Here is a 22,545-nt window from a genome sequence, read left to right on the forward strand (position 1 = left end):
GCCGTCGCCGCACCGCGCGGCCGCGCCATTACACGGTGACACAACCGTCGTCACGGTGAGAGTTGACCCGTTATCGAACGCCTGGTCTACAAACTTCGCCAGCGGTGCGGATGCGGCCTGGTGGGCTCGGAGGGTGCCACGGAGCCGACGCTAGGGCGGGACCGAGCCGTGCCAGGACGTTCTCTGTACCTGTGGATGGCTGGTCCCGCCCTTTCGAGCCAAACTGCGCGCTCAGCTGACGGCAGCGCCGAACCACTTGGGCAGCTGGCTGAGCAGATCCTGCTGGTCTTCGCCGACCCACGCCACGTGGCCGTCCGGCCGCAGCAGCGCCGCGGGCACGTCCAGTTCCTCGCTGACGTCGACGACGTGGTCGACCCGGTCTGCCCAGCCGGCCACCGAGAGCCGGCCGGTCTGGTCGAGCAGTAGCCCGCGGCCGCCGTGCATCAGCTCGTAGAGACGCCCCCGCTTCAGCCCCACGTCCCGCAGCCGCCTGCCGAGCAGTTCGTGCCCCTCGCCGAAGTCGTAGCGGACCCCGATCGCGGTGATCTTCTCGATCAGGAACCGGTTCACCTCTTCGAAGTCCATCAGTTCCGACACCAGCCGGCGCACAGCCTGGGGCCCCGGCCCGAGGGACATCAGCTCCATCTGCGCGCGGGTGTTGTCCAGCACGTCGGCGGCCACCGGGTGCCGTTCGGTGTGGTAGCTGTCCAGTAGCCCCTCCGGTGCCCAGCCGTTGACCTCGGCGGCCAGTTTCCAGCCGAGGTTGAACGCGTCCTGGATACCGAGGTTGAGCCCCTGGCCTCCGGTCGGCGGGTGGATGTGCGCCGCGTCGCCGGCCAGCAGCACCCGGCCGGTCCGGTAGCGCTCGGCCTGCCGGGTGGCGTCGCCGAAGCGGGAGAGCCAGCGCGGTGAGTGCACGCCGAAGTCGGTGCCGGCGAGCATCCGAAGCTGCTGCTTGACCTCCTCGAGGGTCGGCGGGACCGAGCGGTCCTCGGCCATCCCCTCGGCGGGCACGACAATGCGGTACACCCCCTCCCCGAGGGGCATGGCGCCGAACCGCTTCTGGGTCTTGCGGACTTCGGCCATGACGGCGGCCAGCGTCTCCGGCGGCGCGGTCAGCTCCATCTCGCCCAGCAGCGTCTCGACCCTGCTGGGCTCACCGGGGAAGCCGACGCCGAGCAGCTTGCGCACCGTGCTGCGGCCGCCGTCGCAGCCGACGAGGTAGCGCGAGCGCAACTGCGTGCCGTCAGCCAGCTCGACGGTGACCCCGTGGTCGTCCTGGCTCAGCTCGACCAGTTCGCAGCCGTGCCGGATCTCGGCGCCGGTCTCGATGGCGTGCTCGGCCAGCAGGCGATCGATGACGGGCTGCGGGATGCCGAGGGCGTACGGATGTGCGGTGTCCAGCCGGTCCGGCGACGGCTTGGGGATGGCGGCGAAGAAACCACCGACCGGGTACTGCTGGCCCAGCGCGAGGAACCGCTCCAGCAGACCGCGCTGGTCCATCACCTCGACGCTGCGCGCGTGCAGGCCGAGCGACCGGACAACCCGGGTCGGCTCCGCGTCCTTCTCCAGCACGAGCGCGTGCACGCCCTGCAGCCGCAACTCACTGGCCAGCATCAAGCCGGTCGGTCCACCGCCGGCAACGATCACGTCAATCATGAGGCCCCCCATTTCAACAAGCTGCATTTCGGCCAGCTGCTCCGCGCAGTCCGGCGGCGCGCACATCCGCACCTCCGCACCGAGTGCCCGCAACTGCTCCGCGAGTCCCACCGGCGGTTCGACGTCCCGCGAGACCCGCACGTCGACAAAGCCCACGTACTTCGCGAATCCCCTGATTTCCGCAGGTTCTGGCTTCGGCCGGAGATTCTGCGGCACGACCCGGGTCTTGCCGCAAGGCCCCCGGTGCGCTATATGTTGTGAGTGGGAAGGAGTGGGCAACCTCTTTGCCTTTGCATTTGTGGTCCGCTGTGGACGGACAAGCTCCTCCCGTAGCGGTGACGCGCCGCGTACGGCGATGCCGCCGCCGGCTGAACACACCTGGAGCTCGTCCTCGTCGGTGTCGGCGGTGGCCGGGTTGCGCAGGGCGCCGCCAGCCGGGGTTCGTATTGGGTGCGGGCGCCGCTGAGGTCGCCGAGGTCGTGCAGCACGGCGCCGAGGTATATCGATCATCATCGACCAGGCCCGCGCCATGATCGCCGCGACGGCGGGCAGCCGGTTGGTCCGCGTGCCGCACACCTGCCGTGGCCGGCCAAGCCCGCCCTGGACGCAGGCGCCGCCGGGATCGTGTTCCCGATGGTCACCAGCCGGGACGATGCCGCTTCTCGGAACCGCTCGGAGGCCACGCGCCACTTCTTCACCTTCCGCACCGCCGACGGAACTGAGGTGGAGTTCGAGGACCTCGCAGGCTGGGGCATGATCACAGGGAGTCCCGTCACGGTCACCTACGTGCCGGAGAACCCTCGGAAGACCGCGACCATCGCGGGCCGCGGCAGCTGGTCGCCGGTTCTGCAGTGCACAGCGCTGGTGGCCGGGTGCGGGATGGCGACGGTCGGATTCACCACGGTTCTTCTCTTCAACGTCTTCGGAGGTCAGTGATCACGCGCTACGGCTACCGGCGGCACGCCCGCCGGCCGGCACGAGCGCAGTAGCACGAGCCCGGCCGGCCCGGTCATCAGCGGCCGGTCATGACCGGCCGGGGTCGTTCGGGTGCGGTTGTACGGCTGTGATGGTGAGCTCCATCCACGGCCGCAGGGGCAGCGTGTCGAGCACGTGCTCCCGCAGATCGGCCTCGTTCTCGGCGCGCCAGAGGCCGATGCTGCGCAGCTCGCCGGCCGGCCGCCACAGCCGGACCAGGTTGCCGCTGGACGCGAGTTCCTTGGCACGCACCGCTTCAGCCGCGCGGCACGCGTCCACCTCGGCCGGATCGGTACCTTCAGGGACGGTCGTCGTGATCTCGACGATGAACTCGTGAGTCATGGGCTGATCGTGCGGCGAGGCGGGACGGGGCCGCCACGACCGCTTTTCTCTCGGGTGAGAGGCGGACCCTCCCATTGCACGTAGCATGCCGGGTCGTGGAACTGCGCCAGCTGCGGTACTTCGTGGCGGTGGCCGAGGAGCTCAATTTCGGCCGGGCGGCGGCACGTCTGCTGATCGCGGGACCGTCGCTGTCGCAGCAGATCAAGGCGCTCGAGCAAGACCTCGGCGTAGGGCTGTTCATCCGCGACCGCCGCTCGGTCGCGCTCACCCCGGCCGGATCGGCGCTGCTCCCGGACGTCCGGGCGCTGCTGGAGCGGGCCGACGAGCTGCGTCGCCGCGCTGACCGGCTGTCCGGGGCCGGTTCGGTCCGCCTCGGCTACGTCAACTGGCTGCCCCCCAACCTGGCCGAGCTCACCTCAGGTATCGCGCAGCTGCACGTGGACACCTGGGTCCTGCCCTCGCACGCCCAGGCTGCGCGGGTCGCCGACGGCAGCCTTGACCTGGCGGTGTGCTGGGTGCGCACCACTGACCTCGCCGAACACGGCCTGCAGGCCCGGCTGCTCGGCGCGGAGCGGCTCTACGCCGTGGCCACCGGCGCGAACACGTCGCCGGTGCGGGCGCGGGACATAAGGGTGCTCGTGGACGACGACACAACGTCGTGGCTGTCGTGGAACGTCTTCGCCGGAGAGTTCGCCCACACCACCGGCGCCCAGATCGTGCGCATTGAGGACGGCGGTATCGCCGGACCGTACTTCTTCGACCACGTCCGGGCCAACCGCCGTCCGCTGCTCAGCTCACCCAAGGGCCGGACCACGACGTTGCCGCCGGACCTCGCGCGCCGACCGGTGATCGACCCCGAGGTGATCTGGACGTGGTCGCTGGTGTGGCGCCGGGACGAGGTCCGTTCCACCGTGCTGGCCGCTGCCGACGCCATGACCCGTGACGTCGGCGACCTCGGCATCTACGGCAGCGGGGTGTGGTTGCCCGCCGGCGACCCGCACCGGCAAGTCGGAGGCTGATCCTCCCACGCGGGAGAGAACAAGTCGTGGCGCGGGAACTCGCCTCGCGCACACGATCGGCTCGTGCTTCGGCACAAACAAGTTCCCCTCTCGAAAGCGAGTATTCGCCATGTTCCCCGAGCAGAAGGTGGCCATCGTCACGGGCGCTTCGCAGGGAATCGGCGCTGCGCTCGTTCCCGCCTACCGCAAACTCGGGTACGCCGTCCTGGCCACCTCGCGTTCCATCGGCCCGTCCGGCGATCCCGAGGTGCTCACCGTGCCGGCCGACGTCTCCCAGCCGGGGGCCGGCGCGCACGTCGTGCAGCGGGCGCTGTCCCGGTTCGGCCGGGTCGACACGGTGGTGAACAACGCCGGTGTCTTCGTCGGCAAGCCCTTCGCTGACTACACGGACGACGACTACGACACCGTCACCGGTGTGAACCTGCGCGGCTTCTTCGAGATTTCGCGCAGCGCGGTCGCTGCGATGCTGGCGCAAGGCGACGGCGGCCACCTGGTCAACGTCTCCACCAGCCTGGTGGACCACGCGAACTCGCAGGTGCCCTCCGCACTAGCGTCGCTGACGAAGGGCGGTCTGTCCGCCGTCACCAAGTCGCTGGCGATCGAATACGCGACCCGGGGCATCCGGGCCAACACCGTCGCGCTCGGTGTCATCCGCACCCCAATGCACCCGGACGAGACGCACGACTTCCTCGCCGCACTGCACCCGGTCGGCCGGCTCGGTGAGATCGACGAGGTTGTCGACGCGATCATGTACCTCGAACGGGCCGGCTTCGTGACGGGAGAGATCCTGCACGTCGACGGCGGCCAGAGCGCGGGGCACTGAGCCATGACCATAAAGGTCAACTCGAAGTCGGCCGAGATGCTCCTGCGTGATGTCCTGAACCGCTGGAAGGGCGTTGCCGACCGGGCCACGCTCATAGGCCGCAGCAGCCATCCCGCTCAGGATTCTCCAAGACTGGCGGCGGAAGCTGGCCAGGATGAACCTTCAGGCACCCGCTCCGCGGCCGCGACCGGACCTGGGGGAACGCTCACCGCACGCGAGCACGCAGCCAACCGAGCGGCCTGCCCGCTCCCGGTGGATGCACCGGAGACGAGTGCCGGACTGGTGGCGACATGTCGCGGGCGTGGCCGCCTGGACGAGCATGATGTTGGTGGTCGTGCTCTGGGTGTGGGGCCAGGGCGTGCGGCAGCTGGGCACGGTAGCCGGGTTGCTCAACTCGGTGGGCCGGCTGACCGGGTTGGTGTCCGCGGATCTGCTGCTGATCCAGGTGCTTCTGATTTCGCGGATACCGTGGGTGGAGCGTTCCTTCGGCCAGGACGAGCTGGTTCGCCGGCACCGGCTGGTGGGGTTCACCTCGTTCAGTTTGATGGTCGGGCACATTGTGCTGATCACCTTGGCGTATGCGGCCAGCGACCAGATCGGCGTGCTGGCCGAGGTGTGGAGTCTCGTGACCACGTACCCGGGCATGCTGCTGGCCACAGCCGGCACCGCCTTGCTGGTGATGGTGGTGGTCACCTCGGTGAGGGCCGTTCGCCGGCGGTTGCGCTACGAATCCTGGCATCTTCTGCACCTCTACGCGTATCTCGGCGTTGGGCTGGCCCTACCTCACCAACTCTGGACGGGTAGCGACTTCATCGATTCACCGATCGCGAGTGCCTACTGGTGGACGGTGTACCTCGCGGCGGCAGGCGCGGTGCTGGTGTTCCGGGTCGGCCTCCCGATCTGGCGCAACTGGACGCATCGGCTTGTGGTGGACCGGGTGGTGCCCGAGGGCCGCGGCGTCGTGTCGATCTACCTCCGCGGCAGGAACCTGCACCGGCTACGCGCCGAGGCGGGCCAGTTCTTCGTCTGGCGGTTCATGCACGGCGCGGGCTGGACGCGGGGCAACCCGTTCTCGCTGTCGGCCGCACCGAACGGCCGGCTGCTGCGGATCACCGCCAAGGATCTCGGCACTGGGTCTCGACGGCTGGCGAAAGTCCCGGTAGGTACCCGCGTGGTCTTCGAAGGGCCCTTCGGGCGGCTCACCGATTCGGTTCGACGCATGCGCAAGATGACGATGATCGCCTCCGGGATCGGGATCACCCCGCTGCGGGCGTTGTTGGAAGAGGCCGACTACCGACCCGGCCAAGCGGTGCTGCTCTACCGGGCCAGTGCTCCCCCGGGTTTGTTGTTCCGCCGGGAGCTCGACGCGCTCGCCGTGCACCGTGGCGTGCGCGTGGTGTACCTGCCGGGGCCGCGGATGCGCGACCGGCGCTCCTGGCTCCCTCGGCACTACGCCGTGACGGCGGACGGAAACGCCTTACGCAACATCGTGCCCGACATCAAGGAGCACGACGTCTTCATCTGCGGGCCCGACGGGTGGACCGAGGCCGTGATCGCGTCCGTGCGCCGGGCCGGGGTGCCGGCCGAGCAGGTCCATACCGAACGGTTCGCCTGGTGAACTCGCCGATGAAAGGCCACTGATGCGCAAAATCGCCGTCGCGATCGCGTCGACCATCTGCGGATTAGTTCTCCTGTTCACGTACCCGACCAGCACCGGCCAGACCGTGGCCGCGGCCGGCGCCCTACCAGTTGCACTGCCACCGAATGAATCCAGCCTCAGTTCTGGCGGAGTTTCGGCTCCGTTGCCTCAAACTTCGAACAGCTCCAGCGGGCCGGGCACCGGCGGTGCCGGCGGAACGTTTGCCGGTAGCACATCGAAGACCAGGTACGGGCCGGTACAGGTGCAGATCAGCGTGACTGGCGGCAGGATCACGGCGGCAACGCTGCTGCAGGTGCCGCACGAGGCCGGCCGCACCGACCGCATCAACTCGCAGGCGGTTCCGATCCTCAACCAGGAGACGGTTCAAGCGCAGAGTGCGCAGATCGACACGGTCAGCGGGGCTACGTACACGTCGGACGGATATATGCAGTCCCTGCAGTCCGCGATCGACGCGGCGCACCTGGGATGACGGCCGGTATGGAGATGCCCCGCCGATCGTGGGTCGAGCAGATCATGGGGATGCCGATCAGCGTGCACCTGCGCGGCCCCGGCGTCAGCACCGGCCCAGGCGTTGCGCGGGTCGTGGCCGCGGTGTTCGAGCAGCTGCGTCAGGTCGACCATTTGATGAGCACCTACCGGGCCGACAGCGAGGTCATCAGGCACCGACGCGGTGAGCTGACCCTCTCGCGGTGCCACCCGTGGGTGCGCGAGGTGGTGGAGCTCTGTGAGCAGGCGCGACTGCGGACCGACGGCTACTTCGACGCGCGCCTTCCTGGCGGATTCGACCCTTCGGGCCTGGTCAAGGGCTGGGCGGTCGAACGGGCCGCACGGCTTCTCGCCGGCATCGACGCCTGCGACTACTACCTGAACGCCGGGGGAGACATCGCGCTTGGAGTGGCGGCGCCCGACGCGCCAGGTTGGAGGGTGGGTATCGAGGACCCTCGGGACCCCACGCGGATCCTCGCGGTGCGGGAGGCCCGCTGCGGCGGGGTCGCCACGTCCGGAAGCGCCGCACGGGGCGCGCACATCGTCGACCCGCACACCGGGCGACGTCCCGACGATCTGCTCGCGGTGACCCTGATCGGTCCGACATTGCTGTGGGCCGACGTGTACGCCACGGCCGCATTCGCCCGCGGGGCAGACGCCCTGCACTGGCTGCGTACCCACGCACCCGCGTACGAGGCTCTGGTCGTGTACCGGGACGGCCGCGCGGCACCCGCTGACGGGGCGGACCAGCACCCCGAACCACCGGCTTGGCAGGCATGACCCGCAACCCGCGCACCCGGCGCGGGGTAGGCACGGCGCGTTGGTCCTCCCGGCATTTCGCGACGTTGGGCCGTAGCGCTGGGCACCGGTAGGGCGTAGGACTGTCCCCGACGCAGCGTCAGCAGCATCGGGAAGGACGAGCATGCGCGCCTGCGCGGCATTGGCCACCAGAGGCGTCTCGTACGCGCTGGCACCGGCATGGGCGGCAACGCACATGCCCCCCGGCCGCGGGCCACTGCCCGTCGATGCGCTGACCATGAGCGCGACGCTCGTATTCGCACTTGATCACCCTCTCCCGCTCCCTGCCGTTCAGGGTGCCGATCAGGGCCCCTGGCGATCTTCAATGCGCCGGCCAGGATGGACAAGGAGATGGTTATGCCTGAGACGCCTCAAGACGTCCTCACACTCGCGCAGGAAAATGGCGCGCGGATCGTTGACCTTCGGTTCTGCGACCTTCCCGGGCTGATGCAGCACTTCTCCATTCCTATGGAGGAGCTCACCGAGGAAGGCTTCGAGTCGGGCTACGGCTTCGACGGCTCCTCGATCCGCGGGTTCCAGGAGATCCACGAGTCGGACATGCTCCTGATGCCTGATCCGAGGACGGCGGTGATGGACCCGTTCCGCGAGGTGCCCACGCTGCAGATGCACTGCTTCGTCGCCGACCCGATGACGCGGGCCAGCTACTCACGCGATCCCCGCTACGTCGCCAAGAAGGCGGAGGACCACCTCCGGGAAACCGGCATGGCCGAGGTCTCCTACTGGGGGCCCGAGCTTGAGTTCTACATCTTCGACGGCGCGCGCTTCGACCAGAACCAGCACGAGGGCTACTACCACGTCGAGTCGGTCGAGGGTGTCTGGGCGTCCGGCGAACCGGGGAGTCGCGGCTACCGTCCCCGGTACAAGGAGGGGTACTTCCCGGTGCCTCCCATGGATCATTACCAGGACCTGCGCAGCGAAATGGCCTTGACCCTCATGGATCTGGGCATTCCCATCGAGGTCCAGCACCACGAGGTGGGCACCGCAGGCCAAGCCGAGATGGACATGCGCTTCTCGTCCCTGCTCAAAATGGCCGACAACGTCATGAACTACAAGTACGTGGTCAAGAACGTCGCCTGGCGGGCCGGTAAGACCGCCACCTTCATGCCCAAGCCGGTGTTCGCCGACAACGGTTCCGGCATGCATGTCCACCAATCGCTGTGGCGCAACGAGCAGAACCTCTTCTACGACGAGGCGGGATACGCGGGGATCAGCGACGCGGGCCGGCACTACATCGGCGGGCTTCTCGAACACTCGCCCGCGCTGTTGGCGTTCTGCGCACCGACCACCAACTCCTACCGCCGCCTGGTCCCCGGCTTCGAGGCGCCGATCAACCTCGTCTACTCGCAGCGGAACCGCTCCGCCTGCGTGCGCATCCCCATGTACACCCAGAGCCCCAAGGCGAAGCGCCTCGAGTACCGCTCTCCCGACCCCACCGCGAACCCCTACCTCGCCTTCACCGCGATGTTGCAGGCCGGCCTCGACGGGATCCGGAACAAGATCGAGCCGCCCGACCCGATCGACCGGGACCTCTACGAACTCGCACCCGAGGAGGCGGCATCGGTCAAGCAGGTGCCGGGGTCACTGGAAGCCGTCCTGGACGCCCTGGAGGCGGATCACGACTTCCTGCTCGAAGGCGGAGTCTTCACCGACGACCTGATCGAGACCTGGCTCGACTATAAGCGGACCAAGGAGCTGGACCAGATTCGCGTACGGCCGCACCCTTGGGAGTTCATGCTCTACTACGACCTCTGATCGGGCGCATTGACTGCCGCGCTCGGCCGGGACGTCGACGAGCACGACTTTGGTGACCTGGGCGAAGCCCGACCACGACCTGTAGCCCAACAGGGCGAGCGCCAGCCTCAGTCCGGCGCGGATCCGGCCGAGCGCGGAGATGAGCCGGGCTGCGTCCGCTTGGGGCTACTCCGGGCGCCTGCGCATGCTCCGGAGCTGCGGTGACTAGCTGAATCTGTGCCTGCCCCGCAATGAGCTTCATGCCACATGCCTTGCCCCTGAGAACGAGGGTTCTCCTGCCGTACCGTCTCATGGGACTGATCGTTCCCCAACCGCCGCTGAGCTGCCTCCCGGCACGGCGACGCGGTAGGCAATAGCGCCTGGCTGCGCCCGCACAACCGGTGACGGGATGGCCGCACATTGCGCTGAAAGACACAGGTACGAACGTATGGCTGATCCGCGCGCGGAATCCCCGCCACACACGAACTCGGCAACCATGGCCGGGCCGACCGCTGCGGATGCCGACAAAGGTGCCGAGGTCGGGACTGCCGCCCCCTGGTACCGAAGCAAGGCTCCCGCCCGGCCGAAACTTCGCGCGCTGGCCGTGGCGACGGCCACCAGCATCGTCGCGCTGGTCGTGCTGGTGGCGGTCGGGCAGCTGCTCGGTCAAACCATCCTGATCCCGTCGCTCGCGGCCACCATGGCACTCGTCGCGGGGGGCAGCTCGCTCCCGATGGCGCAGCCCCGCAACGTCATCGGTGGTCAACTCGTCTCGGCGGTGGTGGCATTCGTCGTTCTGGCGATCGCCGGGAGCAGCGTCTGGGCAGCCGCAGTCGCCGGCGGCCTCGCGCTGGGTGTGATGTTGCTGCTGAGGGTGTCCCACTCGCCGGCTACCGCCACCGTCGTCATCGTGGTGCTCGAGAAGCCCGAGATCGTTCGGTTCCTCGCATTGCTTCTGCTCGGCACGGTGATCCTGGTCGCCGTCGGCGCGGTCTCGGCGCGTGCCAATCGCACGACCTACCCGCTCTACTGGTGGTGACCTGCCATCGCCCGTGTCAGGCGGCCAGGCGGGCGTAGCGGCCGTGTTGGGCGCTGAAGATCGTCCCCGCGGGGTCAGGGGTGCAGGGTCCTGCGCCGTATGTGCACCAGCACCCACCCGACAACCAGCAGCGCGATGAGCACGAGCGGTCCCCAGGTCAGGTAGCGCCCGACGGTGGCCAGCGACGTGGAGAACAGATATCCGAGCAGCACGCAGCCCGCGCCCCACACGATGGCGCCGGCGATGTTCCAGGGCAGGAACGTGCGCAGATACGGCATGCGCGTGATGCCGGCGATCCCAGGGGTCAGCGCGCGCAGCACCGCCGTGAATCGGCCGAGCAGGACCGCCTTGCCGCCGTGGCGGCCCAGAAACTCCTCGGCGCTCTTCCATCGGTCCGGCCCGATGCGACGGCCTACCCAGGAGACGCGCAGCCGCGGGCCCAGGGTGCGCCCGAGCTCGTAGCCGACGGTGTCACCGAGCGCCGCCGCGCCGACCGCGATGGCCAGCATCGGACCTAGCCCGATGTAGCCCTGATGGGCCGCGACTCCGGCCACGAGCAACGCGGTCTCCCCCGGGAACACCACCCCGATCATGATCGCGGCCTCTGCGAAGACGAGGAACCCGGCGATCAGATACAGCCAGCCGCCTTGTTGCTGCCCCAACTGCTGCAGATACTGAAGCACGATCCGCGCCGCCCTTTCGCTGCCCGTTTCCTCTCGAGCCGGAGCCGGTCCGGCACCGTCGGGGCGGCCGTGCTCGACGTCCCGGCCGGTGACGGCCGGGACGACTGCGCGGCGACGACGACGGCTCCCGCCCACCGGATCCAGCATGCGCCTCTGGCCTAAGAGTTCGATGAGCACACCGTCACGGCGTCGCTCAGCGGGCCCTAAGGAGGGTCACCGCGTTCTCAGGAGGGTGCGGAACCGGGCACGCCGTTGCGGCGTCGGCGAGAGATAGCCGCGGCGCAGATCCTGCAGGTCGGGCACATCGGGCGGATGCGAGTCGGGGAACTCCCGGCCGACGACGCGGGACAGGATGTGGTCGGCCAGCGCCGGGTTGCGAGCCAGGACCGGGCCGTGCAGGTAGGTGGCCACCACGCGATCGGTGACCGCTCCCTCGATCGCACGGCTCGACGACGGTCCGGCCGACGACGACTTGCGCCCCGGCCTTCTGCCCTGCTGCGCGGCACCGTTGCCCACGCCGAGCAGCACCTCGCCCAGGGGGCTCACCCCGGCACCCAGGGCGGTAGCGCCGCGGTGGTTCTCGAACCCGGTGAGCAACCCGATCTGGGGAAGCGCGCTGCGCGTGATCACCTCACCGACGGCACGGCGCTTGCGCGGCGCGGTGGTGAGGTCGAGCAGGCCCAGTCCGGCGTGGCAGCGGCCGTGCATGTCGGTGAGGGTGGAGCCGAGGATCTGCAGTCCGGCGCAGACCGCGAAGGTGACCGCCGTTTCCGACAGGGCGTGGCGCAGAGCGCGGTGGCGGGCCAGCCACTCGATCGCATAGAGCTGCGCGGTGTCCTCGCCGCCCCCGAGCAGGTAAATGTTGCATCCCGCCGGCGGTGAGGTATCGGCGGTGATGCGGAGGATGCCGGCGTTGATGCCGCGCCAGCGGGCGCGCTGGGCGAGCACGACGGCGTTCCCGGCATCGGAGTAGGTGCCCAGCATGTCGGGCAGCAGCACCCCGATCACGAGATCCGGGGCCGCGCTCATGTCGTCGCCTCCGCGCCGGCGGTCTCGGCGATCAGCCGGCGGCGTAGCCCGTGGAACGCGGTGTAGTTCGCCACGACATCGACGTCGCCGGTCGGCAGCAGCGCGATCGCGGCGAGCGGATCGGCCGCGGTGACGTGCTCGATCCCGGCGTAGGTCAAACGCACGCCCAGGTCCGCCGCGTGTTCCCCGGCGGCCACCACGGGGCGCCCGGTGAGCTCTTCGAACGGCACGTCCCACAGCCAGGACGTGTCGCGGCCGTCGGGCTCGCGCGCGTTGACCACCACCAGCAACGGCCGAGGCTCATCGAGCAACCCGAGCATCTCGGCCCACCCGGCGGGGTTCTTCGCCAGCAGCAGCCGCAGCTTCCGCCCGCGGTAGGTCACGATGGTGTAGCGACCGGCCACATCCGGGAGCTGCGACATCGCCGCGGCAGCCCGGCGTGGTTCGATCCCCAGCTGCGCCGCGGCAGCCATCGCCGTGACGGCGTTGCCCATGTTGAACCGCCCGGGCAAACGGAGCCCCACCGGGATCTCGAGCCCGTCGCTGGTGACGGCCGCAGCCTCGGCGGCCACCCATTCCGGGACGGGCCGGGCGAGCCCGCAGCGGCATCGCCACAGGTCGCCGTCGGCGCTGCCGACCACGTTGACGCCGCGGCGCAGGGTTGTACCGCAGCGCGGGCAGCTGGTGGCGTCCCCGTTCCAGCGGCCCCCGGTCGAGACCCACACCGTGGACGCGCGCGTGGACTGACTGGCCGCCCAGACCACCATCGGGTCATCGGCGTTCACCACCGCGACCGTGCGCGGATGCGCGGCGAGCGCGCCGGCGAGCACCGAGGCGACGGCGCGGACCTCGCTGCCGCGGTCGAGCTGGTCCCGCGAGAGGTTGAGCAGCACGACCACGGCCGGATCCACCGCCGCGGCGACCGCTGCCAGGTGCAGTTCGTCGATCTCGAGCACGGCCATCGGCGCGTCGCGGTCTGCGGCGAGCGCAGCCACAGCTCCATCTGGCATGTTCGCGCCGGTGGCGTTGTGTGCCACCCGGCCCGCGGTGCGCAGGGCGGCGGCCAGGAGATGGCTGGTGGTGGTCTTGCCGTTGGTGCCAGACACCAGCACGACCTGCCGCCCGGCCGCGAGCCGCGACAGCGCCGATGGGGCCAGCGCGAGGGTGACGCGGCCGCCGATGACAACCCCGGCGCCGATTCCGAGTCGTCGCGAGACCCAGCCGGCCGCGCGCCCCACACGCACCGCCACCGGCATCCACCGATCTCGTCTGCGCCTCGGGGCCAGGACCAGCGGAAGGGCCTGTGGCGGCAGGCGCATCGGCGCCGTGTGCGCCCAACCGAGAACGGCGCCGAGCATCACGTGCTCGCCCTGGCGGCGCCGGGCAGGCTGGACGACCGGTACGCACCCATCCTCACAGCTCCTGTAGTACGCCGAGCAGTGGACGGTGTCATGGACGCTACAGGATTGGGCGCAAGCACGAACCTCTCCTCTCATGCTGCTCGCGTATCGGTATGGCTCGAGCGCCGTCCGCGGGCATGCCGGGCCGAGCCGTTGCGACTGTCGTGGGACACCATCCGCTCGGTCACGACACGGGGTACTCGCAGGTCGAGGCGTTGGGCGTTACCCCCCAGTCGGGCGAACCGGGTTCAGCCGACGAGCGGGAGCTTGACGTGCAGGGCGGTCCCCGCGCCGGCGGGGCTGTCCACGGTGATGGTGCCGCCGAGCGCTTCGACACGGTCCTTCAGCCCGATGAGACCGGAACCGCGCAGCGGGTCGGCCCCGCCGGTGCCGTCGTCGCGGACGTCGAGGTGCAGGACCTGGCCTGCCGTCGCCGCGCTGACCTGGACGACCGACGCGTGCGCGTGTTTGGCCGCGTTCGTGAGTGCTTCGGACGCCACGTAGTAGGCGGCGACCTCGACGCGCTCGGGCAAGCGCGCGTCGGTCTCCACGCTGATCTCCACCTGGACGGCGCTGCGGCGCGCGAGCGCCTTCAGCGCCGGGGCGAGGCCGCCCTCGGAAAGGATCGCGGGATGAATGCCGCGCGCCATCTCGCGCATCTCGTCCATGACGGCCGCCAGTCCGTCGCTCACGTCCGCCAACTCGGTCCTGAGGTCGCCGAGCCCAGGCGGAACCGTCTCCTGCGCGCTCCGCAGTGCAAGCACGAGTGAGACGAGCCGCTGCTGGGCGCCGTCGTGCAGGTCGCGCTCGATCTGCCGGCGCGTCTCGTCCGCGGTGGCCACGACACGGGCGCGGGAGGCTGTCAGCTCGGCGAGGTTCTCGGCGTTGGAGATGGCGGTCGCCACAAGCTCAGTGAACGAGGCGAGGCCCGCCTCGGCGTCCGGGACGAGCGGCTGCTCATCGACCGAGCCTGCGACCATGACACCCCAGAGGCGGCTCTGGACGATGATCGGGGTGCCGACCGCTGAACGGAAGCCGACCGGGCTGCGCGCCGGGCCTGAGGCGTCGCGGTAGTCGTCGATCCGGGCCGGACGGCGGGTCTGGGAGATGATCGTGACCAGGTTGTTTCCGCCGAGCTGTTCCCGTGCGCCGAGGGGGACGTCGTCGCCTGCTTTGCTCCAGCAGCCGACCAGCACGGCCGTACCATCGGGCTCGAAGCGGGTCATCGTGGTCTGGCCGGCTTGGAGTAACCGGCCGGCCTCCCCGGTGACCGCCGCGAACAGCCGGTCCGGCGGGGCGCCACGCGCCACCAGCGTCGCGACCCGCCGCAACGCCCGCTCGACCCGCGAGGACGCCTCCTGTTCCTCGGCGAGCCGCGCGAGCTCGCCGATCAGGATGGCGGCCGCGACCCCGACGACCGCGAATGCAGCCAACGAGACCGGATCCGGGCTTAGGTCGACACCGGGTTGGGTGAAGGGGGGAGCGAACAAGAACACGCGCGCAGCGACGCCGATCACGACCCCGGCAAGCGCAGGACACCTGCCACCGATCACCGCGACGGCGATGACCACCAGCAGCGTGCAGAACAGGAACCCGCCCATCACCGGGGGCAACCGGATCCCGGCTAGCGTGAGCACCACCGGGCCGGCGACGGCGAGGACCCACCCCACGACCCGGCGGGTAGGCGACAGCTGCCTTGTCCACCGGCCACTCCGGCCGCCCACCAACCTCACCACATTGAGGCTAACCAGTTGCGACGGGCGGCGGCACGGCTTCCTCTCGTGCCTGCCATTGGACGACACTCCCGTCTTCCATGAGCTGTCCTTCACTGTGGGCGGTGGGCGCACGGGCCTCGTCGCACCGAACGGCGCGGGTAAGAGCACCCTGCTCTAGCTGATCGCCGGGGAGCTGCGGCCGACCGGCGGCACGGTGACCGCCACGGGCGTGCTCGGCTACCTCCCACAGACCCTGCCGCTCGTCGGCGACCTGACCGTCGCCGAGGTCCTGGGTGTCGCACCGTTGATCGAAGCGCTCGCCGCCATCGAGGCCGGAGACGCGAGCGAGCAGCATTTCACGACGATCGGCAACGACTGGGACATAGACCAGCGCACCAGCGCCGAGCTGGACCGGCTCGGACTCGGGGACCTGCGGCTCACGCGGCGGCTGCACACCCTGAGCGGCGGCCAGGTCGTGCCCAGGCGCCCGTCCGGGATGTCGGGCGCGGTCATCCGACGATGGGCGCGCGCGGCTCAGCCGCCCGGTACCACCACTGCGCGACCTCTCGCCCCCTCGCGCAGCGCCCGGTAGGCCGCGTTGACCTTGTCGAGCGGGTACTGCTCGCCGAGCAGCGCGTCCAGCGGGAGCCGGCCGGTGAGGTACAGCCCGAGGATCCGGGGGAGGTCCACCGGCGGGTTGGCCGAGCCGTAGAGGCTCCCCACGAGCCGCTTCTGCTGCTGCACGAGCTCGTTGACCGGCACCGTCGCGCTCGCGTCCACGGCGGTGAGGCCGACGGCGATCGCGGTGCCGCCCGGGCGCAGCGCGGAGAAGGCCTGGCCGAGAGTGCTCGGCAGGCCGACCGCGTCGACGGCCACCTCCGGCCCCCCACCGGTCAGGTCGCGGACGGCCGCCACCACGGCGTCACCGTCCAGCCCTGCCGCGTCCACGGTGTGGGTGGCGCCCAGCTCGCGGGCGAGCGCGAGCTTCTCGGCGGCCACGTCCACGACCACGACGGGCGCGGCGCCCACGAGTGCGGCGCCCATCACCGCGGAGAGGCCGACACCGCCCGCACCGATGACGAGCAGCGGCTTGCCTGCGACCTGTCCGGCCACGTTCACGACCGCGCCGACGCCGGTGATCACTGCGCACCCGGTGACGGCGGCGATGGCAGGCGGCACCCCGTCGGGGACCTTCACCAAGGCCCGCTGCGACGCGACCGCGCGCTCGGCGAAGCACGAGACGCCGAGGAAGTGGTGCAGCGGGCCGCCGCCGAGCGACAGCCGGGAGGTGCCGTCCATCAGCCCGCCGCTGCGGGCCTGTACCCGCCCGTAGACGCACATGACGGGCCTGCCTGTGACGCAGAACTCACAGAAGCCGCAGCGCGGGCGCCAGGTGAAGGCCACCCGGTCGCCCACGGCGACGGCGTCGACGTCCGGCCCGACCTCCTCCACCACCCCGCTGCCCTCGTGGCCGAGGACGATCGGGAGCGGGCAGGGGATGTCGCCGGACATGTAGTGCAGCTCGGTGTGGCAGACGCCTGCGGCCTCCACCCGCACCAGCACCTCGCCAGCGTGCGGTTCGTCGAGCGTGACCTCCTCGACGGACAGCGGGGCACCGGGCTCGCGCAGGACCGCGGCACGCACATGCCTCATCAGGATTCCTTCTCCGTCATGCGTGCATCGTGCCTTGCGCGGGCCGCGCGTGCCTGGCGCCGCCGTCAGCCGCCCTGGTCGCCCGTCTGGAGGTCCGGCGAGCCGATGGTGACGGAGCGGCTGCCGCCGCTAGGACCTAGTCGATGTCGTCCTCCGGTGTCCGGCCAACTGGCCGCTGCGACTCGCCCTTCGTCCCGACGTCGTCGCGGTCGGGCGCCAGGTCCTCGGCGCGGCCACCTCGGCTGCGGCCGACGCCCAGGGGCGGCTCCGGGTCGGTCTCGGTCGCCGACATCCCGCGGCGCTCCTCGTCGGAGACGGGAGGCGGCGGGCCCGGCTCGCCCGCGTTGTTGGCGTCGAACGCCTTCCGGACGCCCTCGGCGCCCTCTCCGGTGTTCTCCCCGCGCAGGTCGTCGTACGGCGGGACCAGGCCCTGGGGCTCGTCGACCGCGGCGGTGCCGGTCTCGGGCCCGCGGCTCGACCGGCCACCGGACATTTCGTCGTGCGCTTCAGCGGCTCGATGGCGGCCGGTAGTCGGGTCGTCGTTGACCATGTCATCACCTCGCCTCTGGCTACCCGCCACTCGGCGGCCGAACCGGGCCGGTCGGGTGATGCTGTTCGCAGGTGAGAGCGCTTTGCATGAAGACGGCGTGCCAGCGTTGGACGGCGCTCATAACATGATCCGCATGGGTCACGAGGAGTTGCTGCGCCGTTATCAGTCCGAGGGGCGCAGCCGAGCCGCCGCCGCGGCAGAAGGTGCCGTAGCCGCGCCCGCGTTGCACACCGTGGTCATCACCTGCATGGACGCACGCATCGACGTGGCTACTCTGTTCGGCCTTCACCCGGGTGATGCACACGTGCTGCGCAACGCGGGCGGTGTCCTCACCGAGGACGTGCTGCGATCGCTCACGATCAGTCAGCGCAAGCTCGGGACCCGTGAGGTGCTCCTCGTCCAGCACAGCGGCTGCGGGCTCGCGACGTTCACCGACGACGAGTTCTCCGACGAGCTCGCCACCGATGTCGGAATGCGGCCGCCGTGGCGGGCCGGCACGTTCACGGACCCCGTAGCGAGCGTGCGTCGCGGAATGGCCCGCATCAGCCGCGACCCGTTCCTGCTGAAAGACACCGTCGTCCGCGGGTTCGTACTTGACATCCAGGGTTTTGGTCTCGACGAGGTGCAGCCGGAGCCCTCGGCCGCGGACTCGTAGTCCGTTCCAGCACATGGCATCCGGGCCGATCGGGTAGTACGGACGTGATCACCCAAAGTCACGTCTGTTACTTCGGACGGTAATCGGACAACTTGCAGTAACCCGGACGCGCGCCTGTCGTTTGATCATTTGCGCGCGCTGTAACCGGGCGACGCTGTCGTCACCCGGTTGCAGTCATCCCTGTCCGAACTGCTCTGTTGGGTGCCATGTCACAGCACACCGCGCCGCCGAAGGCTGCGCCGTCCAAAGGCCCGTCCCGCCGCGCCCTCCTGACCGGTGCGGTCGTGGGCGTTGTCGTGATGTTCGTTGCCGTCCTCGGGTTCGCCTTCTTCAGCGGCGGCAGCGACCCGGCCGCCACCGGGCCGTCTGCGGTGGCGGCCAACGAGCTCGGGCCGGCCGCCCCCGGTGCCGACCTTCTGGCAAGCACCACGTTCACCACCATTGAGGGTGCGCCCTCGGACCCGAACCCGGACCAGGTGAACGACGGCATCGTCGTGCACCCGCTCCGGGAGACGCCGGTCTACGACGCTCCGAACGGGCAGGCCATCGCCCGCATGGAGCCGACGCAGTTCGGCGACACCTGGCTCCCGGTCATCGCCGAGGAGTCCGGTTTCGTGCAGGTCCTGCTCCCCTCGCGGCCGGACGCCTCCACGGGCTGGCTGCGGGCTGACGACGTCGAGCGCGCCAGGACGCCCTTCGTCGTCAACGTGCACCTGGGCTCGAAGCAACTCGAGCTGCTCCGCGACGGCAAGAGGGTCGACTCGTGGTCGATCGCCGTCGGCAAGCAGGAGACCCCGACTCCGACGGGCCGCACGTTCCTGCTCGGTGCGTTCTCCGACCCGAGCCAGAACTTCTCGCCGGTGATCCTCCCGCTCGGAACGCACAGCCCAACGCACGACACCTTCGGTGGTGGTCCCGGGACCGTCGCCATCCACACCTGGCCTTCTGCGGACGCCTTCGGTTCCGCCGTCAGCGAGGGCTGCATCCGTGTCCCCGCTGACGCGCTCGACAAGCTGGCCGAGGTTCCGCTCGGCACGCTCGTGATGATCGACCAAGATTGAGGGGTTTCGACCACTGTGAACACCAAGACGCTCGCCCGCGCGGCGGCGGTCGGCGCGGTTACGTCCGTGACGGCTCTGCTTCTCGGCAACACCGCCGCCGTCGCGCAGGAGGACACGTTCCCGGACTACGCGTACGGGATCGCGGCCTCCGGCGCGCTGACGATCGACCCGCTGCCCTACGTCGCCTCGAAGGACGGCAAGTTCGTCGGGGACCAGCTGCTGGGGATCGGTGACGTTCTCGGCGAGCACGAGGACGACATCGCCCTCGGCGTGCTGACCGCCGAGGCCGAAGCGGGCAAGGCCGAGACCTCGGTCACCGAGCTGAACCTGCTCAGCATCCTTCGCGCCGACCTCGTCCGCACCTGGTGCGAGGACGGCAAGGGTGGCCTGGAGATCATCAACGGCACTCTCCTCGGCCAGCCGCTGCCGGACACCTCGGTGCCGGGCACCAAGGTCGACCTCTCCCCGCTCCTGACCGTGACGCTGAACGACCAGCGTCGCAACTCCGACGGCTCCCTGACCGTCACGGGTATCGAGCTGAGCGTCCTCCCGGGTGCCACCAGCCCCGACGAGGAGCTGAGTGACGAGGAGAAGGCAGCCCTGCCCGGCCTGAGCGCCCTGCTCGGCGCCCCGCTGGACGCGGGTGCCAGCACCGTCGGTGACGTCCTCGACGGCGTCAACGGCGCCCTCGGCACCGACATCGCCCTGGGTAGCCCGCTGCAGACCATCACCGTGGGTGCGGCGAACTGCCACGAGTCCGGTGACGGCAGCAGCGACGACGGCAGCAGCGACGACGGCAGCAGCGACGACTCCGGTGACGACTCCGGCGCCGACGATGGCGCTGCCGGGTCGTCGACCCTGCCGGCTGCCCCGGCCCCGTCCATCGTGGCGGCGGCCCTGCCGGTGACGGGCTGACCCGCAGCACCGCAGCACGTCATTGCACCTGGCAATGACAACGCAGTAACGCAGTGACCGCCGGCGGGCGGGAGCCGAACGGCTCCCGCCCGCCGTGCTGTTTCCGGGTTCAGTGGGGCCTGAGGTGGTCTCTCGCCGCGAGGCTGTTCGTCGATCCCGGGAGAGGCCACTGCATCTTTACGGTCGTGCCGGCATCCCCGTGGCGGACCTCGACGCGCTCCGCGAGCCCGTGGATGATCATGAGGCCACGGCCGCGCCACCCCGGGTCCCCAGGCGGTGGCTGCCACTGCCCGCGGTCGCGCACCACCACGAGCACCGTGCCGCTGCGGCACTCGGCGTCCACGAAGGCCTCGCCGACACCTTCGGGGTACGCATGGTCGGCCACGTTCGCGAGCGCCTCGTGGGTCGCGAGCACGAGATCGTCCACTGTGTCGGTGCCGAGGCCCACCGCCTCCGCCCAGGCCGCCATCCGCCCGCGCACCGTGGACAGCTGGGTCGGCAGCGACGGCGCTTCGAGACGAAGTCTCAGCGGCTCGGGCCCGCGAGCGAGCGCTGGCATCAATCACTCCCAGGTCGGCACCGTGGCCACGGTCGGTTGTCGGGCAGGGGACGTTCTCGTCGACGTCAGTTAGTGGACAACTGGCGCAGGCGTACCCCGCCCCAGCGACGTCCAACCGGACGCGCTGCGCTGTCGGAAGAACGGGCCGCTCGGAGCAGGGGCAGGACCGGGTATGGATCGCCCGCCCCGTGCGTTGGGGCCGATGTGGATCGACCTGGGAACGTGCCCGACCGCACGTGGCTGATCGCGGTGGCCGCCGCGCTATGGGGTACTGACGGCCTGCTCCGCCAGCCCCTCGCCGGGCAACTGCCGGCCGCGACGATCGTGTTCTGGGAGCACCTGCTGATCGTGGTGGTGCTCGTGCCGTTCCTGCCGTCGGCGGTGCGGGCGTTCCGCACCGCCACCCGCCGCGAGCGCGTCGCGCTGGTGGTGATCGGGGCGGGGGCGTCCGCCGTGGCGACGGCGCTGTTCACGCAGGCCTTCAGCTACGGCGACCCGGTCACGCCGCTCGTGCTGCAGAAGCTCCAGCCGGTGATTGTCATCGTCGCGGCGGCCCTGCTGATCGGCGAGCGGATGCACCGGGGCTACTGGATGTTCGCCGTGCCCGCGTTCGTAGGCGCGTGGTTGATGGCGTTCCCCGACCCGCTCGACGCCGCACCGCAGGCCGTCGCGGCCGCCCTGCTGGCGGTGGCCGCCGCGGCGCTCTGGGCGGTCGGCACGGTACTCGGGCGGATGGTGAGCGTGCGCATCGCGAGCCGCGACGTCACGGTGCTCCGGTTCGCGATCGGGCTGCCGGCCAGCGCGGTGGTGCTGGCGGTGCAGGGCGCGCCCCTCGCAGTGACGCCCGCGCAGCTCGGGCCGCTGGTGCTGCTCGCGCTCGTGCCCGGCCTGCTCGGGCTGATGCTGTACTACATCGGGCTGCGATCCACCGCCGCCGCCCGCGCGACCCTCGCCGAGCTGGCGTTCCCGGTGACGGCCACGCTGATCGGCGTCGGCCTGCTCGGCACGGACCTGCAGCCCACCCAGTGGCTCGGGCTGTTCGTGGTGGTCGCGTCCGTCACCGCGCTGGGGCTGCGGGAGCGGACGAGGGAGCCCGTGGTGGCCGTCGAGCCCGCCGTCGGCTGAGCCCCGCCTCGTCGTTGGGCGGGACACTAGACGTTCCCCGCCCGGAAGGCGTCGAGCACGCGGCGTTCGCGCTTGGTCGGCCGGCCCGCGCCGCGCTCGCGCCTGGCCACGGGGATCGCGGCCTCCGGCGGGGGAGCGGGGGTGCGGTCGATGAAGCAGGTGGCGGCGTCGGCCGCGCCCACTCGCTTCTGGATCACCCGCACGACCTCGACGATGCGAGTGGCGTCGTTGACGCGGGCCCGCACCTCGTCACCCGGGTGCACGGGGGTGGCGGGCTTCGCGGGTTGGTCGTTCACGCGAACGTGCCCGCCGCGGCACGCCGCCGCGGCGTCCGGACGGGTCTTCGTCAGCCGCACCGCCCACAGCCAGCGGTCCAGTCGGGTCGACTCCACGCCCTCGATGATGGCCGCTCCTGCCCACCGGGGGCGAGCGGGATGCGGCCTTCGCGGTCATCTTCGCCCGGCCCGCGCCAGCCGATAGCGCTGGATTCGGCGGGTGTCGCAACGTTAAAACGTACGTGGGCCAACTGCGGCGCAATCTCGAACCGGTCCCCTCCCGCCCCCGCCACCTGCTCACCGAGCCCGATATGGGCTACCGCTACCAGCCCGGGTCCTAGAGACGGAAGTCCACCGCACTAGAGGCACGGG

General features: G+C 70.5%; 22 protein-coding genes and 2 pseudogenes. 14 read left to right on the plus strand and 10 right to left on the minus strand.

Annotation, left to right across the window (positions count from 1 at the left end; genetic code table 11):
* Nucleotides 1-231: 231 nt before the first annotated feature.
* Nucleotides 232-1,659, minus strand: a complete 1,428-nt coding sequence (gene rox / locus ABD143_RS02585) for a rifampin monooxygenase (RefSeq protein WP_343971610.1) — start codon at nucleotides 1,657-1,659, stop codon at nucleotides 232-234.
* Nucleotides 1,660-2,292: 633 nt separating this feature from the next.
* Between rox and ABD143_RS02590 the strand changes: the two genes are divergently transcribed.
* Nucleotides 2,293-2,595: a DUF3592 domain-containing protein gene (locus tag ABD143_RS02590; protein ID WP_343970618.1), complete on the plus strand. Its 303-nt coding sequence runs from the start codon at nucleotides 2,293-2,295 to the stop codon at nucleotides 2,593-2,595.
* An 87-nt stretch (nucleotides 2,596-2,682) separates the two neighbouring features.
* Here ABD143_RS02590 and ABD143_RS02595 read toward each other — a convergent pair whose 3' ends face one another.
* Complete coding sequence (locus ABD143_RS02595; protein WP_343970621.1) at nucleotides 2,683-2,976, minus strand: muconolactone Delta-isomerase family protein; 294 nt, start codon at nucleotides 2,974-2,976, stop codon at nucleotides 2,683-2,685.
* A gap of 95 nt (nucleotides 2,977-3,071) precedes the next feature.
* Between ABD143_RS02595 and ABD143_RS02600 the strand changes: the two genes are divergently transcribed.
* The 7 genes from ABD143_RS02600 to ABD143_RS02630 all read left to right on the plus strand — a co-directional run bounded on the left by ABD143_RS02600 (nucleotide 3,072) and on the right by ABD143_RS02630 (nucleotide 10,553).
* Nucleotides 3,072-3,995, plus strand: coding sequence for a LysR family transcriptional regulator (locus ABD143_RS02600; protein ID WP_343970624.1), 924 nt, complete (start codon nucleotides 3,072-3,074; stop codon nucleotides 3,993-3,995).
* Nucleotides 3,996-4,104: 109 nt separating this feature from the next.
* Nucleotides 4,105-4,818, plus strand: coding sequence for an SDR family NAD(P)-dependent oxidoreductase (locus tag ABD143_RS02605; RefSeq protein ID WP_343970627.1), 714 nt, complete (start codon nucleotides 4,105-4,107; stop codon nucleotides 4,816-4,818).
* Nucleotides 4,819-5,119: 301 nt separating this feature from the next.
* On the plus strand, nucleotides 5,120-6,436 hold the full coding sequence (locus ABD143_RS02610; RefSeq protein WP_343970630.1) for a ferredoxin reductase family protein: 1,317 nt from the start codon (nucleotides 5,120-5,122) through the stop codon (nucleotides 6,434-6,436).
* Between the two features lie 22 nt (nucleotides 6,437-6,458).
* A complete protein-coding gene (locus ABD143_RS02615; RefSeq protein WP_343970633.1) occupies nucleotides 6,459-6,947 on the plus strand; it encodes an FMN-binding protein in 489 nt (162 codons plus the stop codon).
* 14 nt (nucleotides 6,948-6,961) lie between these two features.
* The gene (locus tag ABD143_RS02620; protein ID WP_343970636.1) at nucleotides 6,962-7,744 is read left to right on the plus strand and encodes an FAD:protein FMN transferase; all 783 of its coding nucleotides are present in this window, start codon (nucleotides 6,962-6,964) and stop codon (nucleotides 7,742-7,744) included.
* Between the two features lie 375 nt (nucleotides 7,745-8,119).
* The gene (gene glnA / locus ABD143_RS02625) at nucleotides 8,120-9,535 is read left to right on the plus strand and encodes a type I glutamate--ammonia ligase (protein ID WP_343970639.1); all 1,416 of its coding nucleotides are present in this window, start codon (nucleotides 8,120-8,122) and stop codon (nucleotides 9,533-9,535) included.
* A gap of 475 nt (nucleotides 9,536-10,010) precedes the next feature.
* Nucleotides 10,011-10,553: an HPP family protein gene (locus ABD143_RS02630; protein ID WP_425563737.1), complete on the plus strand. Its 543-nt coding sequence runs from the start codon at nucleotides 10,011-10,013 to the stop codon at nucleotides 10,551-10,553.
* Between the two features lie 74 nt (nucleotides 10,554-10,627).
* On the opposite strand, the gene ABD143_RS02635 is transcribed toward ABD143_RS02630, so the two are convergent.
* The 4 genes from ABD143_RS02635 to ABD143_RS02650 form a co-directional block, all read right to left on the minus strand.
* Nucleotides 10,628-11,383 carry a DedA family protein gene (locus tag ABD143_RS02635; RefSeq protein WP_343970645.1) on the minus strand — a complete coding sequence of 252 codons (756 nt, stop codon included), beginning with the start codon at nucleotides 11,381-11,383 and terminating at the stop codon, nucleotides 10,628-10,630.
* A 66-nt stretch (nucleotides 11,384-11,449) separates the two neighbouring features.
* A complete protein-coding gene (locus tag ABD143_RS02640) occupies nucleotides 11,450-12,265 on the minus strand; it encodes a type 1 glutamine amidotransferase (protein WP_343970648.1) in 816 nt (271 codons plus the stop codon).
* Complete coding sequence (locus ABD143_RS02645) at nucleotides 12,262-13,521, minus strand: MurT ligase domain-containing protein (RefSeq protein ID WP_379659787.1); 1,260 nt, start codon at nucleotides 13,519-13,521, stop codon at nucleotides 12,262-12,264. The genes ABD143_RS02640 and ABD143_RS02645 overlap by 4 nt, the downstream gene beginning before the upstream one ends.
* Before the next feature lie 392 nt (nucleotides 13,522-13,913).
* Nucleotides 13,914-15,335, minus strand: a complete 1,422-nt coding sequence (locus ABD143_RS02650) for a sensor histidine kinase (protein WP_343970654.1) — start codon at nucleotides 15,333-15,335, stop codon at nucleotides 13,914-13,916.
* Between the two features lie 115 nt (nucleotides 15,336-15,450).
* Here ABD143_RS02650 and ABD143_RS02655 point away from each other — a divergent pair.
* Nucleotides 15,451-15,900, plus strand: a pseudogene (locus ABD143_RS02655) (ATP-binding cassette domain-containing protein); the annotation flags it as partial.
* Between the two features lie 14 nt (nucleotides 15,901-15,914).
* On the opposite strand, the gene ABD143_RS02660 reads toward ABD143_RS02655, so the two are convergent.
* Nucleotides 15,915-17,033 carry a zinc-binding dehydrogenase gene (locus ABD143_RS02660; protein ID WP_343970657.1) on the minus strand — a complete coding sequence of 373 codons (1,119 nt, stop codon included), beginning with the start codon at nucleotides 17,031-17,033 and terminating at the stop codon, nucleotides 15,915-15,917.
* A gap of 136 nt (nucleotides 17,034-17,169) precedes the next feature.
* Nucleotides 17,170-17,583: a hypothetical protein gene (locus ABD143_RS02665; RefSeq protein WP_343970660.1), complete on the minus strand. Its 414-nt coding sequence runs from the start codon at nucleotides 17,581-17,583 to the stop codon at nucleotides 17,170-17,172.
* 133 nt (nucleotides 17,584-17,716) lie between these two features.
* Here ABD143_RS02665 and ABD143_RS02670 point away from each other — a divergent pair, with 133 nt between their 5' ends.
* The 3 genes from ABD143_RS02670 to ABD143_RS02680 all read left to right on the plus strand — a co-directional run bounded on the left by ABD143_RS02670 (nucleotide 17,717) and on the right by ABD143_RS02680 (nucleotide 20,214).
* Nucleotides 17,717-18,238 carry a beta-class carbonic anhydrase gene (locus ABD143_RS02670; RefSeq protein WP_343970663.1) on the plus strand — a complete coding sequence of 174 codons (522 nt, stop codon included), beginning with the start codon at nucleotides 17,717-17,719 and terminating at the stop codon, nucleotides 18,236-18,238.
* 206 nt (nucleotides 18,239-18,444) lie between these two features.
* Nucleotides 18,445-19,299 (plus strand): L,D-transpeptidase, encoded by an 855-nt coding sequence (locus ABD143_RS02675; protein ID WP_343970666.1) that lies wholly within the window; start codon nucleotides 18,445-18,447, stop codon nucleotides 19,297-19,299.
* A 15-nt stretch (nucleotides 19,300-19,314) separates the two neighbouring features.
* Nucleotides 19,315-20,214: a choice-of-anchor P family protein gene (locus tag ABD143_RS02680; protein ID WP_343970669.1), complete on the plus strand. Its 900-nt coding sequence runs from the start codon at nucleotides 19,315-19,317 to the stop codon at nucleotides 20,212-20,214.
* 109 nt (nucleotides 20,215-20,323) lie between these two features.
* Here the strand turns inward: ABD143_RS02680 and ABD143_RS02685 are convergent, their stop codons facing one another.
* Nucleotides 20,324-20,773 (minus strand): ATP-binding protein, encoded by a 450-nt coding sequence (locus ABD143_RS02685; protein WP_343970672.1) that lies wholly within the window; start codon nucleotides 20,771-20,773, stop codon nucleotides 20,324-20,326.
* Nucleotides 20,774-20,995: 222 nt separating this feature from the next.
* On the opposite strand from ABD143_RS02685, the gene ABD143_RS02690 reads away from it, so the two are divergent.
* A complete protein-coding gene (locus tag ABD143_RS02690; protein WP_343970675.1) occupies nucleotides 20,996-21,898 on the plus strand; it encodes a DMT family transporter in 903 nt (300 codons plus the stop codon).
* Nucleotides 21,899-21,924: 26 nt separating this feature from the next.
* Here ABD143_RS02690 and ABD143_RS02695 read toward each other — a convergent pair whose 3' ends face one another.
* Nucleotides 21,925-22,290: an RNA-binding S4 domain-containing protein gene (locus ABD143_RS02695; RefSeq protein WP_343970677.1), complete on the minus strand. Its 366-nt coding sequence runs from the start codon at nucleotides 22,288-22,290 to the stop codon at nucleotides 21,925-21,927.
* A 122-nt stretch (nucleotides 22,291-22,412) separates the two neighbouring features.
* Here ABD143_RS02695 and ABD143_RS02700 point away from each other — a divergent pair.
* A pseudogene (locus ABD143_RS02700) lies at nucleotides 22,413-22,514 on the plus strand (DNA-binding response regulator); the annotation flags it as partial.
* Nucleotides 22,515-22,545 lie beyond the last annotated feature (31 nt).

This window comes from Pseudonocardia aurantiaca, assembly GCF_039526725.1.
GTDB lineage: Bacteria > Actinomycetota > Actinomycetes > Mycobacteriales > Pseudonocardiaceae > Pseudonocardia > Pseudonocardia aurantiaca.